11 protein-coding genes are annotated in these 12790 nt (G+C 74.0%); 7 read left to right on the top strand and 4 right to left on the bottom strand.

What is annotated here, in order from left to right:
- The first annotated feature begins 177 nt into the window (after positions 1-177).
- Positions 178-1662, top strand: a complete 1485-nt coding sequence (locus AC51EU_RS02685; protein ID WP_496264973.1) for a SpaA isopeptide-forming pilin-related protein — start codon at positions 178-180, stop codon at positions 1660-1662.
- Between the two features lie 81 nt (positions 1663-1743).
- Here the strand turns inward: AC51EU_RS02685 and AC51EU_RS02690 are convergent, their stop codons facing one another.
- Both AC51EU_RS02690 and AC51EU_RS02695 read right to left on the bottom strand, forming a co-directional pair.
- Entirely contained in the window at positions 1744-2991 is a 1248-nt protein-coding gene (locus AC51EU_RS02690) for a glycosyltransferase 87 family protein (protein ID WP_496264974.1), read from the bottom strand.
- A 335-nt stretch (positions 2992-3326) separates the two neighbouring features.
- Positions 3327-4313 (bottom strand): GlxA family transcriptional regulator, encoded by a 987-nt coding sequence (locus AC51EU_RS02695; RefSeq protein WP_496264976.1) that lies wholly within the window; start codon positions 4311-4313, stop codon positions 3327-3329.
- Positions 4314-4424: 111 nt separating this feature from the next.
- On the opposite strand from AC51EU_RS02695, the gene AC51EU_RS02700 reads away from it, so the two are divergent.
- Positions 4425-5153 carry a DJ-1/PfpI family protein gene (locus tag AC51EU_RS02700; protein WP_496264977.1) on the top strand — a complete coding sequence of 243 codons (729 nt, stop codon included), beginning with the start codon at positions 4425-4427 and terminating at the stop codon, positions 5151-5153.
- Between the two features lie 90 nt (positions 5154-5243).
- Here AC51EU_RS02700 and AC51EU_RS02705 read toward each other — a convergent pair whose 3' ends face one another.
- Positions 5244-6179, bottom strand: a complete 936-nt coding sequence (locus AC51EU_RS02705; protein ID WP_496264978.1) for a helix-turn-helix domain-containing protein — start codon at positions 6177-6179, stop codon at positions 5244-5246.
- Positions 6180-6348: 169 nt separating this feature from the next.
- Between AC51EU_RS02705 and AC51EU_RS02710 the strand changes: the two genes are divergently transcribed.
- A complete protein-coding gene (locus AC51EU_RS02710; protein WP_496264980.1) occupies positions 6349-7392 on the top strand; it encodes an NAD(P)-dependent alcohol dehydrogenase in 1044 nt (347 codons plus the stop codon).
- A gap of 114 nt (positions 7393-7506) precedes the next feature.
- On the opposite strand, the gene AC51EU_RS02715 is transcribed toward AC51EU_RS02710, so the two are convergent.
- On the bottom strand, positions 7507-8334 hold the full coding sequence (locus tag AC51EU_RS02715; protein ID WP_496264982.1) for an AraC family transcriptional regulator: 828 nt from the start codon (positions 8332-8334) through the stop codon (positions 7507-7509).
- Positions 8335-8388: 54 nt separating this feature from the next.
- On the opposite strand from AC51EU_RS02715, the gene AC51EU_RS02720 reads away from it, so the two are divergent.
- The 4 genes from AC51EU_RS02720 (at position 8389) to AC51EU_RS02735 (ending at position 12790) form a co-directional block, all read left to right on the top strand.
- Positions 8389-8955, top strand: coding sequence for a class I SAM-dependent methyltransferase (locus AC51EU_RS02720; RefSeq protein WP_496264983.1), 567 nt, complete (start codon positions 8389-8391; stop codon positions 8953-8955).
- A 301-nt stretch (positions 8956-9256) separates the two neighbouring features.
- Positions 9257-10075 (top strand): TIGR03084 family metal-binding protein, encoded by an 819-nt coding sequence (locus tag AC51EU_RS02725; RefSeq protein ID WP_496264984.1) that lies wholly within the window; start codon positions 9257-9259, stop codon positions 10073-10075.
- Positions 10065-11069 (top strand): class I SAM-dependent methyltransferase, encoded by a 1005-nt coding sequence (locus AC51EU_RS02730; RefSeq protein WP_496264985.1) that lies wholly within the window; start codon positions 10065-10067, stop codon positions 11067-11069. The genes AC51EU_RS02725 and AC51EU_RS02730 overlap by 11 nt, the downstream gene beginning before the upstream one ends.
- 26 nt (positions 11070-11095) lie before the next feature.
- On the top strand, positions 11096-12790 hold the full coding sequence (locus AC51EU_RS02735; protein ID WP_496264986.1) for a thiamine pyrophosphate-binding protein: 1695 nt from the start codon (positions 11096-11098) through the stop codon (positions 12788-12790).

Consider the following 12790-nt stretch of genomic DNA (forward strand, 5'->3'; position numbering starts at 1 on the left):
TGACGCGGTTCCTTTGACACTGGCGTGATCCCCGTACTTCGCTGTCCCCGTCCGCGGCGCGGGCGGACGGGGACGGGCGGATCTTCCCGCGTCGTCCCTGGAACAACGTGCCGCGTGACCGCGGACGGAGGGCTTGCGCCCGTACCGGGCGGCCCCGGCGAGAGGGGACAGGGAACGATGCACAGAGCTCGGAAACAGAGATATTCGGCCATCGGCGCGGCGGCCGTGGTGGCGGGGATCGTCGGCGCGACGCTGCTGCCCGCGGCGACCGCCTCCGCGACCGACCGCGAGGGCCACAAGGGCAGGGCCGTCGGCTGGCACCTGCGGACCGGGAAGCACACCGCGATGTGGGCCGGTACGCACGTCCTGGACGACGGAAGCCACGCACTCTGCCTGGACATCGCGCTGTACGGGCCGGACGGTGACCACAACGGCTACAAGAAGACCGGCGCGCCGCCGGAGCTGTCCGAGGACACCAAGGCCCAGCTGGCGGAGCTGGCCGCACGGTTCGGCAACGCCGACGACGACGTCAAGGGCCGCAACGACTCGGCCGCCGCCTCCCTGCTGACCTGGGCGCTGGCCGCGCGCGACGGCGTCGACGAGAACGGGTTCAACGGCGAGAAGATACCGTGGCAAACCTGGCTGACCAAGGGCATGCCGAAGGGCGCCGTCGCCGGGTACGGGGCCGACGCCAAGGTCGACACGGGCCCGGTCGTGGACCGCTTCAACGCGCTGCGCACCGAGATCCAGTCGGTCACCGCCGGCCGTCCCACGCTGAGCGTCGAGGGGTCGGGGAAGGTCTTCCCGTACGAGCGGACCCCCGAGGAGAAGTCCCTCACCGTCAAGGTCGCCAAGGGCGACAAGCCGGTGTCCGGTGTCCGTGTCGGGACCACGGAGCTGACCAACGTCGCGGAGCCGAAGGCGCCGGGCGAGGTGGGAACGACCGACGACAAGGGCGCGGCGGTGTTCCGCTTCACGCCGGACAAGCCGGGCACGAAGACGGGCGCGACGTTCGCGGCCGAGGTGTCGGTGAACTCGCCGACGTTCTGGAAGACCGACAAGACGGTGCACAACAAGCCCATGCAGCGGCTGGTCTACTTCCTGGCCGAGCGGACGCCGCTCACCGTCACCGGTGAGATCGACTTCCGGCCCGCCGCCATCGTGATCACGCTCAAGAAGGACCGCGGCACCGGCAAGCCGGTCTCCTCGCCCGCCACCTACGAGATCCACGCGGACGACAACGGGCAGCCGGGCAAGGTGATCACCACGGTCAGCACCGGCAAGGACGGGAAGTCCGAGCCCGTCGACCTGCCCGCCGGGACGTACTGGCTCGTGGAGACCAAGGCCCCCGAGGGCTACGACCTCGACAAGGAGCCCCGCCGTATCGAGGCCAAGGCCGGTGAGCGGCAGGTGGTCACGGTGTGGGACAACGCCGTTCCCAGCCCGTCGCCGACGCCGCCGTCCAGCCCGCCGGCCACTCCCCCGGTGACCCCGCCGCAGCCCAAGCCGCCGGCCCCGGCCGGGATGGTGCCCAGCGGCGGGCAGTTGGCGCACACCGGTACCGACGCCACCCCGTACCTCGCCGCTGGTGCCGCCGCTCTCGTCGTGACGGGCGCGGGCGCCGTCGCGCTGGCGCGGCGCCGCAGGACCGACCGGCCCTGACGCCCGCCGGAGCCGTCCGGCCCGATACGCCACAGGGTGTGCCCGCCCCTCCGGGACGCGGGCACACCCTGTGGCGTGGTGTCAGGCTTTCGGGACGAGGGCCGCGGTGGCGCTCTCCACCCGTCCGTCCGCCGGGGGCGTCGCGGGCTCGTCCTCGCGGGCGCCGGAGGCCAGGGCGGTGGCGAAGCGGGGCCAGACGAGGAGGACGACGGGGAAGACGGCGTAGCCGATGCGGGTCGCGGGCGACAGCAGGATCGCCAGGATCAGCCCCAGCGACAGCCGGTCGGCGGCGGCGACGATGGTCCGGGGCGGGCGGACCAGCAGCGAGATCCCCACGCCCAGGGCGCTCAGCCCGATGAGGACCACGGTGACGGTCTTGCCGTTCGGGACGAGCGAGACGATCAGATGGCCGAGCAGGGGGCTCTGGGCGGACGAGGTGGTGGAGCTGAGGCCCAGCGGGTAGCGGACGACGTTCTCCAGGAACGCCCCGGGGTCGGCCAGCGCCGAGGGGAGGGTGCAGAGCACGGCGACCCCCAGGGCCCCCGCCGCGCTCCGGAGGGCGGCGCGCCCGCCCCGGGTCACGGCGAACAGGGCGACGACGACCGGGATGGCGGGCCAGGCGGTCCACTTCAGGGCGGCCGCCGCTCCCAGGGCGAGGCCCGCGCGGCCCGCGTCGCCCCGGTGGGCGAAGGCCAGGGCCAGGCAGAGCAGTCCGATGACGGGCGGGTCGACGCCGCCGATGGCGAGCGGCAGCGCGACGACGGGGCAGGCGATCAGCCACAGGACGCCCATGCCGCCGGTGATGCCGCGCGGCGTGTGGCCGGTGTCCTTCGCCAGGACCCGTACGGCGCCGAGCGCGGCGGCGAGGAAGCCGAGGCCGAACCAGAGCCGGGCGCCGGTCAGGGGGGTGTCACCGAAGAGGACGTGCGGCAGGCCGAAGAGGGACATGCCCGGGAGGTACGGGTTGAAGTCCGGCACCGTGTGCGGGGCGGGGTGGTACGGGCTTCCGGTGGAGAGCAGCAGGTCCGCTCCCCGTTCGACCACTCCGACCTCCATCTGCGCGGTGCCGACCACCGTCAGATAGGTGAGGGGTACGACGGCCGAGCCGAGGGCGGCGATCACGGCGGGGACGCGGGCCCACGCCTGGGACGCTCGCGCCGCGGCGACGGCGGCGCAGCCGTACCCCAGGGCGGCGGTCAGTCCCCATGCCTCCTGGGCCGTGCGGGGCGGGGAGGCGAGGCCCACCGCGAGGGCCACCACGGCGCACACCGCCAGGACCGGCCAGTCCCAGCGGCGGAGGCGGGACGGTGCGGGTGCGGAGGTCAGCATCGGCCGCTGACCTCCCGGCGTATCCGGGCGTCCGGGCGGGCGGGACGCGTCCCTGGTACGGGCGGCCGGAGGGAGGGGTGTGGGGGGATTGAGGTGATCACCCCCGCACTGTACACACGGCGTATACACGCAACGTTTAGCGGGGGTGCGGCCCTGTGTCCTCTACCGGGAACCACCCCGGCACGCGGAACCGGAACCGCCGGATCACCCGATGGTGCCTCCCCCGGCGGCCATGACGCAAAACGGCCCGTCCCAGTACGGCGGAAACCATGACGAAGCAGTCGCCCACCCGGCGCCCCGGCCAGGGAAAGCCTGCGTCGAAGGCCGCTGCACGGTCAGCGGCCCGCGGGCGGGACGGTGGCACGCCCCTCGCGGAAGGCGCTCCGGTACGCCGCCGGGCTTGTCCCCGTCCGGCCGCGGAAGTGGTGGCGCAGCGACACGGCGGACCCCAGACCGCTGAGGTCCGCGATGCGCTCCACGGGCAGATCCGTGGTCTCCAGCAGCTCCCGCACCCTCTCGACACGGGCCCACAGCAGCCACTTCAGCGGGGACGTGCCGGTGCGGGCGCGGAAGGTGCGGTGCAGGTGCCGCACGCTCATCCCGGCGTGCCGGGCGATGTCGGCGACGGTCAGGGGGCGGTGCAGATTGCGGTGGAGCCAGTCCAGCGTCGTACGCAGCCGGTCCTCCCCCGCGCCGGCGCCGCCGTGCCCGGGAGGCCGAAAACGCTGGGCCATCTCGCCGTCCCGCCGCATCGGCACCACCAGGGTCCGTGCCGCGTCCGCCGCCACCGCCGCGCCGTGGTCCCGGCTGACGAGATGGAGGCACAGGTCGATCCCCGCGGCGACCCCCGCCGAACTGAGGACCTTCCCGCCGTCGACGTACAGCCGTTCCGGGTCGATGCGGACCGTCGGGTAGGCGCGGGCCAGTGCGTCGGCGGCGCGCCAGTGGGTGGTCGCCCGGGCCCGGTCCAGCAGCCCCGCCTCGGCGAGCAGGAACGCGCCGGTGCAGATCGACGCGACGGTGAGGCCCCGGCGGGCCGCGGTACGCAGCAGGCCGATGACCTCCGGGTCCGGCGTGACCCGCCCGTCGACGCCGGGCACGATCACCGTCCGCGCGGTCAGGGCGGCGCCGAGCGGATGCGCGGGGACGATGCCGAAGCAGTCGGCGCCCGCCGCGGTGGCCGTGACGGGGGCGTCGCCGCACACCATCACCCGGTAGGGCGCCGTCCCGTCGGGCAGCCGTACGACGGCGAACACCTCACAGGCGACGGTGACGTCGAAGCCGACGGCACCACGCGGTACGAGGACGGCGACGGAGTGCATGGCAGGAACCTAACGCTCCTGGTCACCGCGGCCGCTGTCGCCCCGTCCCCCGGGACAGCAGGCTTGCCACCAGGGCCCGGGCGGACGGCGCGGGCCGCATGAGGAGGCGTCATGGAGCGCAGGAGCATGTTGCGGGCCGCCACGGCGGGGGCGGGCGCGTTCGCCGTGGGGGCGGGGGCACGTACCGCGGCCGCGGCGGAGCACGCGGGGCGGGGGCGCCCCTTCCGGGTGCACATCGTGCTGTTCGACGGGGTGGAGGAACTCGACTTCGCGGCACCGTACGAGGTGTTCTCCGCGGCCGCGGCGCAGGGCGGCGCGCGCCGGACCGAGGTACGTCTGGTGACCGCCTCCCCGTCCGGGGCCGTGCGCTGCTCCTACGGGACACGGGTCACGGTCGACCACCGGTGGGCGCCGCAGGACGCGGATCTGATCGTGGTGCCGGGCGGCGGCTACGCCCACCGCGACCGGCCCGGGGTGTGGGCCGAGATCGACCGGGGCGTACTGCCCAGGGCCCTCCGGAAGGCCCCGCGCCCGGGGCTGACGATCGCCTCGGTGTGCACGGGCGCCCTGCTCCTGGCCGCGGCCGGCCTGGTCACGGGCCGCCGGTGCACCACCCACCACGGCGCGCTCAGGGACCTGGAGAAGGCGGGCGGAATCCTCACCCCCGCCCGGGTCGTCGACGACGGCGACCTGGTGACGGCCCAGGGCATCACCTCGGGCCTGGAACTGGCCCTGTGGCTCACCCAACGCGAACTGGGCTCCCCGACGGCCAGCGCGGTCGAGACTCTGCTGGAGTACGAGGCGCGAGGGACGGTGTGGAGGGGGACGGGCGGGTCCTAGGGCCTGTGGCGAACGTCGCGTCGTCCGCCCGGAGGGCGGGCCTCGCGGCGTCCGGTGCGTGCGAGGCAGGCGGGGCTTCCGCGACAGGACCTAGACCACGGAGCCCGCGCGGCCGGCGTCCGTGCCCCAGCTCGCCAGGAGGCGGAGGGAGTCGGCGGAGGGGGAGTCCGGTTGGGCGTGGTAGGTGAGGAGGGACTGGTCCGCGTCGTCCGCCAGGCGGAACGACTCGAAGTGCAGGGAGAGGTCGCCGACCAGCGGATGGTGCAGCCGCTTGACGCCGTGGTTCTTCTCCTTGACGTCGTGGGTGGCCCACAGCCGCCGGAACTCCTCGCTCTTGACCGAGAGTTCGCCCACCAGGGCCGACAGCCGCGGGTCGTCGGGGTAGCAGCCGGCGTCCATGCGCAGGGCGCACACGATGTCGATCGCCTTCTGCTGCCAGTCGGCGAAGAGATCGCGGTACTCGGGGCACAGGAACACCAGGCGGGCCCAGTTGCGCTCGGCCGGGGGCAGCTGTGACCAGTCGCCGAAGAGGGCCGCCGCCATCCGGTTCCACGCGAGGATCTCCGAGCGCCGCCCGACGATGTACGCGGGGACGCCGTCCATCGTGTCCAGCAGCTGCCGCAGCGCCGGACGCACCTGCTGCTGCCGTGCCGCCGGCTTCTTCTTGTGCGTCCTGGGCTTCGCCAGGTGGGTGAGGTGGGCGTGCTCGGCGTCCGTCAGCCGCAGCGCGCGGGCGATCGCGTCCAGCACCTCCGCCGAGACGTTGCGGCCGTTGCCCTGCTCCAGACGCGTGTAGTACGCGACCGACACCCCGGCCAGCTGCGCCAGCTCCTCGCGCCGCAGTCCCGGCACCCGCCGGTGCCGGCCGAGGTCCGGCAGCCCCACGTCCCCCGGCTTCAGCCGCGCCCGCCTGCTGCGCAGGAACTCGCTCAGCTCGGCCCGCCTGTCGAGGGCGCGCCCCGCGGTGCCCGTGGCCGCGGCCGCCGGTCGTCCGCCGTGCACGCCCTGTCCGTCGCTGCGTTCCATACGTCCAGTATTCCTGGTCGTACGTACCGCATCCTGACCCCGCCAGTGGTAGGCACAGCAGTCGTACGCAAGGCCGTGACCTGGGTGAACCCTGGGGAATGAGACAGTCTGGGAGCGTGCCCGGTGGAAGAGAGCCGGGCGCGAACCGTCCTTCTAGGAGATCCCTGGTATGACCACTGTTGCTGCGTACGCCGCGCCCGCCCCGAAGGCCCCGCTGGAGCGCACCACCATCGAGCGGCGCGCGGTCGGCGGGTCCGACGTCCTGATCGACATCAAGTTCGCCGGTATCTGCCACTCCGACATCCACCAGGTCCACGACGGCTGGGGGCCCGGCGCCTTCCCGATGGTCCCCGGCCACGAGATAGCGGGCGTCGTCACCGAGGTGGGCGCCGGTGTGACGAAGTTCGCCGTCGGCGACCGGGTGGGCGTCGGCTGCATCGTCGATTCCTGCCGCACGTGCGAGAACTGCCGGGCCGGGCTCCAGCAGTACTGCTCGAACGGCGGCCCGACCTGGACCTACAACGACACCGGCAAGGACGGGCAGCCCACCTACGGCGGTTACGCGCAGAAGATCGTCGTCGACGAGGAGTACGTCGTCCGCATCCCGGACGCGCTCTCCCTCGATGTGGCCGCCCCGCTGCTCTGCGCCGGTATCACCACCTACTCGCCGCTGCGCCACTGGAACGCCGGCCCCGGCAAGAAGGTCGCCGTCGTGGGCCTCGGCGGTCTCGGCCACGTGGCCGTGAAGATCGCGCACGCTCTTGGTGCCGAGGTCACCGTTCTTTCGCAGTCCTTGCGCAAGAAGGACGACGGTCTGAAGCTGGGCGCGGACCACTACCACGCCACCAGCGACCCGAACACCTTCGAGGAGCTGGCCGGCACGTTCGACCTGATCCTGAACACGGTCTCCGCCCCGCTGGACTTCGCCGCCTATCTGTCCCTGCTGCGCACCGACGGCAGCATGGTCAATGTGGGCCTGCCGGAGGAGCCGGTCCAGATCGTCCTCCAGACCCTGTTCGGCAACCGCCGCAGCCTGAGCAGCTCCGGCATCGGCGGCATCCCCGAGACCCAGGAGATGCTGGACTTCTGCGCCGAGCACGGCATCGGCGCAGAGATCGAGCTGATCGGCGCGCAGGAGATCAACGAGGCGTACGAGCGGGTCCTGTCGAGCGACGTCCGCTACCGCTTCGTGATCGACACGGCCACGATCTGACCGTGCCCCGTCCGGACCGGTGCGGTGGGCGTCCGGCCGCACCGGTCCGGGTCCGGCGAGCACGACGGCCCAGCCGGCGCAGTCGCCGCGAACAGCGCAGGTCACACCCCTCCGCTACGGCGCGAAGTACGCCCCCGGTGGCACCCCCACCACCCGCCGGAACGCCGCGACGAACGCGCTCGGTGAGGCGTAGCCCACCCGTTCCGCGACGGCCGCGACGGTCGCGCCGGAGGCCAGCAGCGGCATCGCCGCCTGCAACCGGGCCCGGGTGCGCCACTGGCCGAACGGCATCCCCGTGTCCGTGGCGAAGGCCCGGGCCAGGGTCCGTCCGCTCGCCCCCACCTCGGCGCCCCACTCGGCGAGGGTCCGCGCGTCCGCCGGGGCGGCCCGCAGGGCCTTCGCGACGCGGCGGGCGCGGGGGTCGCGCGGCAGCGGTGCCAGCACCGTCGCCACCGACACCGGCCGCAGCAGGTCCGGGACGAGCGCCTGCGCGCGCCCCCGCGCCGCGGGGGTGAGGCCGTCGTCCGCCAGGTATCCGATCAGCTCCCTCAGCAGCGGCGCGACCGCGACGACCGTGGGCTCTCGCCAGTCCACGGGGCAGAGTTCGGGCCGGAAGTACAGGCTGCGGAAGAGTGCCGCCCCGGGGGCCCCGGTGGCGTGCTCGATGCCCGCCGGGATCCACAACGCCATCGAGGGCGGCAGCACCCAGGTCGTACCGGTCGCGCGGACGGCGATCACTCCCCGGCGGGACCAGGCGAGTTGATGGTGCTCGTGGGCGTGCCGAAGGAACCAGTGCCCGCTGTCCATGGCGAAGCTGCCCACGACCACGGCCGCTGCCGCCGCCGCGGGTCCGGCCGGCACCAGCTCGGCGCCCGTGGACGGCGGTGCCCCGTCCGTCCTCCGTGCCGGGGTGCTTTCCGCGGTCTGTCCGTCCGGCGACATCACTTGTCCTTCCGTCGTGTGGTGGACATCCTGTGTGCTTCCTAGCATCGCCGTATGCCGATGAACCGCTTCCACCGTTGGTACTGCAACTCCCCCTCGTGGTCCCGGGCCGTGGAGCAGCGCCTGCTGCCGTGGGCCTTGAAGGACGTCGCATGCGGCGAGGACACACTGGAGATCGGCCCGGGGTTCGGTGCCACGACCCGGGTGCTGATGCGCGAGGCCCGGCGCCTGAGCGTCATCGAGTACGACCGGGACTCCGCCGAGCGGCTGCGCGCCGCCCATGGCGACCGGGTCACGGTCCATCACGGCGACGCCACCGCGATGCCCCTGCCCGACCAGGACTACGACACTGTCCTCTGCTTCACCATGCTCCACCACGTCCCCTCCCCCGCCCTCCAGGACCGGCTTTTCACCGAGGCGTACCGGGTGCTGCGCCCCGGCGGGGTCTTCGCCGGCTCCGACGCCCTCAGCAGCACCCGCTTCCGTCTCGTCCACCTCTTCGACACCTGCGTCCCCGTCCCTCCCGCCACCCTCGCTCCCCGCCTGCACGCCGCGGGATTCGAGAACGTCCAGGTCTCCGTGGGCATCGGTTCGTTCCGTTTCCGGGCCACCCGTACGTAGGCACAGCCCTGCCGCGGAAGGCGCCCGGCCTCGTGCCGGGCGCCTTCGTCGTGCCCGTCCGGCGTCAGAGCACGGAGGGAGAAGACACCCGATCTTCGCTGGTGCACGCTGTATCCACGTCGATGACGTGAAGGAATCCCCGCGTGTCGGCGGGGCGGTGTCCCCCCGTGCTCCGGCCTCCCCGGCGTGGGCCGGCCGGTGCGGGCCAGGTGGTGCCGCAAGCGATGTGACTCCCGCGCTCGAACAGTCCGGGCGTGCCTTTGCGCGCACGGGACCGCTACTCACGGATCAGGACAGCCCTATGACGGAATTACAGGATGTGCTAGCCGATCTGACCGCGGCAGGGGAAGACGTCGACCGACGGGTGGCCGGGCTGGACGCGTCGCGGTGGGACCTGGCGACGCCCGCTCCCGGGTGGACCGTCGCGCACCAGGTGGGGCATCTGGCCTTCATCTTCCGGCTGGCCGGCACGGCGGCCTCCGACCCCGACGCGTTCCGCGCGCTGACGGCGCGCGCCGCGGGGAACTTCGACGGCGCCGTGAACGCCGCCCTCGCCGCGTATCTGGCGCTGCCCCCGGCGGACCTGCTCGCCAAGTGGCGCGAGGAACGGGACTTCGGGATCAAGGCGCTGGCCGCCGCGCCCCCGGACCGTCCGGTGCCGTGGCTGGTGCGGCCGCTGCCGCCCGCCGTCCTCGCCCGCGCCGGCCTGATGGAGCTGTTCGCGCACGGCCAGGACATCGCCGACGCCCTCGGCGAGGAGCAGGAGGCCACCGACCGGCTGCGGCACATCGCGGCGTTCGCGGTGCTCACCCGGGACTTCGGCTACCAGTCGCGTGGGCTGACGCCGCCCGAGGAGCCGTTCCGTCTCGAACTCACCGCTCCTTCGGGGGCGTTGTGGGAGTTCGGTCCGCCCGGCGCGGCCGACAGGGTCACCGGGCCGGCGCTGGACCTGTGTCTGCTGGCGACCCGGCGGCGGCACCGCGCCGATCTCGCGCTGACCGCGTACGGCGCGGAGGCCGACCGCTGGCTGGACATCGCCCAGGCGTACCGGGGGCCGGCCGGTCCCGGACGCGCTCCGGGACAGTTCTCCCGGCCCGAGGGGGCGGGCCATGAGCGGTGAGACGGCGGCCGGGCCGGCGCGCGGGGACGCGGCCTTCATCTTCAACTCGGCGGTGGCCGCCTGGGCGGTCGGCGCGGCCTGGGAGGTCGGGGCCCTCGACGAACTGCACGCCCGCGGCACCCTGGACTCCGACGACTTCGCCGCCCGGCACCGCCTCGACCCGGTCGCGACGCTCGCGATGTTCCGCGCGCTGGCGTCCGTCGGCATCGTCCGGCGCGAGGGCACCACGGTCACCACGGCCGCGACGTTCGCGGAGGTCCACCGGAACAAGGCGTTCTTCCACTGGCTCAGCAGGGGCAGCGCCGAACTGTTCCGTTCCATGCCCTCGGTGCTGCGCGACGAGGACCGTTCCGACGGCGCGTACGGGCGGGACGCGGCCGCGATCGCGTTCGCCTGCCGGGAGATCAACGAGCTGTGCTACGCGCCGGCGTTCTGGGCGGCCGTGGAGCGCCTCGACTTCTCGTTCACCAAGGTCGCCGATCTGGGGTGCGGCAGCGGCGGGCGGGTGGCGGACATGCTGGAGCGGCATCCGGGGACCCGCGGGATCGGCATCGACCTGGCCCGCCCGTCGCTGGAGGTGGCGCGGAAGGGTCTGGCCGAGCGCGGTCTCGCGGACCGGGCGCTGTTCCTGGAGGGCGATGTCACCCGGCTCGCGCCGCGGCCCGAGTTCGCCGACGTCGATCTGCTCACCTGCTTCATGATGGGCCACGACTTCTGGCCCCGGGAGAACTGCGTACGGACGCTGCGCCGGCTGCGCGAGGTGTTCCCGGCCGCCCGGCGGCTGCTGCTCGGCGACGCCACCCGGACCACGGACGTGCCGGACGACCGGCTCCCCGTCTTCACCCTCGGTTTCGAGGTCGGGCACGACCTGATGGGCACCTTCATCCCCGCGCTCGACGACTGGGCGCCGGTGTTCGCGGAGGGCGGCTGGCGGCTGCTGCGGACCGAGCGGATCGGGATGGCGGTCGGCGAAGTGGTCTTCGAGCTGGCGTAGGCCGGTCGTGAGCGGCAGGGGGACGGATGAGGGCGACACTCGCAGCCGCGGTCGGGCGGACGCTCGCCGAACGCGGGGTCGGACATGTCTTCGGCGTGGTGGGCAACGGGAACTTCGTGGCCGTGGCCGAGCTGGTCGCGGCCGGGGCCCGCTATCTGTCGGCCCGTCACGAGGGCGGCGCGATCACCATGGCGGACGCGTACTTCCGGGCCACCGGGAACGTGGCGGTCTGCACCACGACCTACGGTCCCGGTGTCACCAACGCGGCCACCGGACTCGCGGAGGCGGTCAAGCACCGCAGCGGTGTGCTGGTGCTGTGCGGCGACGAGCCCCTGCGGGGGCGGCGGCGCATCGACATCGACCAGACCGCGTTCGCGGGCGCGCTCGGCGCGGAGGTCGTACGGATCACCTCGCCGGACACCGCGCGTGCCACGACCGCGGACGCGTTGGAGCGGGCGCGCGCGGGGCGGGGGCCGGTGGTCCTGCTGCTGCCCAGCGATCTGGCGACGGTCCCGGCGCCCGATGGGCCCGTCGTCACGGTGCCACGGCCGCGGGTGCGGACGGCGCCGCCGCCGGCAGACGTCGAGGGGGCGGCGGACGTCCTGGCCGGTGCGCGGCGTCCCTTGCTGCTGGCCGGCCTGGGCGCCTGGCGTTCCGGGGCCGCGAAGCCGCTGGCGGATCTCGCCGACCGCACGGGGGCGCTGCTGGCGACCACGGTGATGGCCGGGGGGATGTTCCACGGCCATCCCTGGTCCCTGGGGGTCTGCGGGGGCTTCTCCGCCCCGCGTACCGCGCGGATCATCGGCGACGCGGATGTGGTCGTCGCGTTCGGGGCGAGCCTCAACGAGTGGACGCTGCACGGTGGTTCGCTGCTCGGTCCGGCCGCCGTGGTCGTCCAGGTCGATGACGCGCCGGCCGCCACGGCGGGACGGGTGGACCGGTTCGTGCGCGGGGACGCGTCCGTGACCGCCTCGGAGCTGCTCGACGCGGTGGACCGCCGCCGGGCGGACGCGGCGCCGTGGCGCACGGAGGTCGCGGCGGAGACCGGGCGCGCCGGGTGGGCGGACGAGCCGTACGAGGACAGGAGCACCGGGGACCGCGTCGATCCGAGGACGCTGGCGTCGGCGCTGGCGCCGCTGCTGCCGCCGGAGCGGACGCTGGTCACGGACGGCGGGCACTTCGTGGGGTGGCCGGCGATGTACTGGCCGGTGGCCGATCCGTCCGCGTTCGTGTTCACGGGGGCCGCGTTCCAGAGCATCGGGCTCGGTTTCGCGGGCGCCGTCGGCGCGGCCGTCGGGCGGCCGGACCGCACCACGGTGGTGGCGCTGGGGGACGGCGGCGCGCTGATGGGGCTGCCCGAGCTGGAGACGCTGGTGCGGGCGGGCGTCTCCGCGCTGGTGGTGGTCTTCGACGACGGGGCCTACGGTGCGGAGGTCCATCTCTACCGCCCGCTGGGCGTGGACGTGGGCGCGGCCGTCTTCGGCCCCACCGATTTCGCCGGGGTCGCGCGGGCGTTGGGCGCCGCCGCCGTCACGGTGCGCGCGCCCGGTGACCTCCGTGCCGTACGCGCCTGGCGCGAGCGGGGGTGTCCGGGCGTCCTCGTCCTGGACTGCAAGGTGCTGCCGGGCGTGGTCGCGCCCTATCTGTCCGGCATCGGGTCCGTCATCACCGGTACGGGGCCGGCCCGGCCCGCTGCGACATCCGCCCCGCTCCGACGTTAG

This window comes from Candidatus Streptomyces philanthi (assembly GCF_059553635.1).

What these genes read in the sequence shown, in the direction of transcription:
- AC51EU_RS02720 (WP_496264983.1), top strand. Translation starts at nt 8,389, where the DNA reads ATGCCGATGAACCGCTTCCACCGTTGGTACTGCAACTCCCCCTCGTGG.
- AC51EU_RS02730 (WP_496264985.1), top strand. Translation starts at nt 10,065, where the DNA reads ATGAGCGGTGAGACGGCGGCCGGGCCGGCGCGCGGGGACGCGGCCTTC.
- AC51EU_RS02700 (WP_496264977.1), top strand. Translation starts at nt 4,425, where the DNA reads ATGGAGCGCAGGAGCATGTTGCGGGCCGCCACGGCGGGGGCGGGCGCG.
- AC51EU_RS02725 (WP_496264984.1), top strand. Translation starts at nt 9,257, where the DNA reads ATGACGGAATTACAGGATGTGCTAGCCGATCTGACCGCGGCAGGGGAA.
- AC51EU_RS02690 (WP_496264974.1), bottom strand. Translation starts at nt 2,991, where the DNA reads ATGCTGACCTCCGCACCCGCACCGTCCCGCCTCCGCCGCTGGGACTGG.
- AC51EU_RS02705 (WP_496264978.1), bottom strand. Translation starts at nt 6,179, where the DNA reads ATGGAACGCAGCGACGGACAGGGCGTGCACGGCGGACGACCGGCGGCC.
- AC51EU_RS02715 (WP_496264982.1), bottom strand. Translation starts at nt 8,334, where the DNA reads ATGTCGCCGGACGGACAGACCGCGGAAAGCACCCCGGCACGGAGGACG.
- AC51EU_RS02685 (WP_496264973.1), top strand. Translation starts at nt 178, where the DNA reads ATGCACAGAGCTCGGAAACAGAGATATTCGGCCATCGGCGCGGCGGCC.
- AC51EU_RS02735 (WP_496264986.1), top strand. Translation starts at nt 11,096, where the DNA reads ATGAGGGCGACACTCGCAGCCGCGGTCGGGCGGACGCTCGCCGAACGC.
- AC51EU_RS02710 (WP_496264980.1), top strand. Translation starts at nt 6,349, where the DNA reads ATGACCACTGTTGCTGCGTACGCCGCGCCCGCCCCGAAGGCCCCGCTG.
- AC51EU_RS02695 (WP_496264976.1), bottom strand. Translation starts at nt 4,313, where the DNA reads ATGCACTCCGTCGCCGTCCTCGTACCGCGTGGTGCCGTCGGCTTCGAC.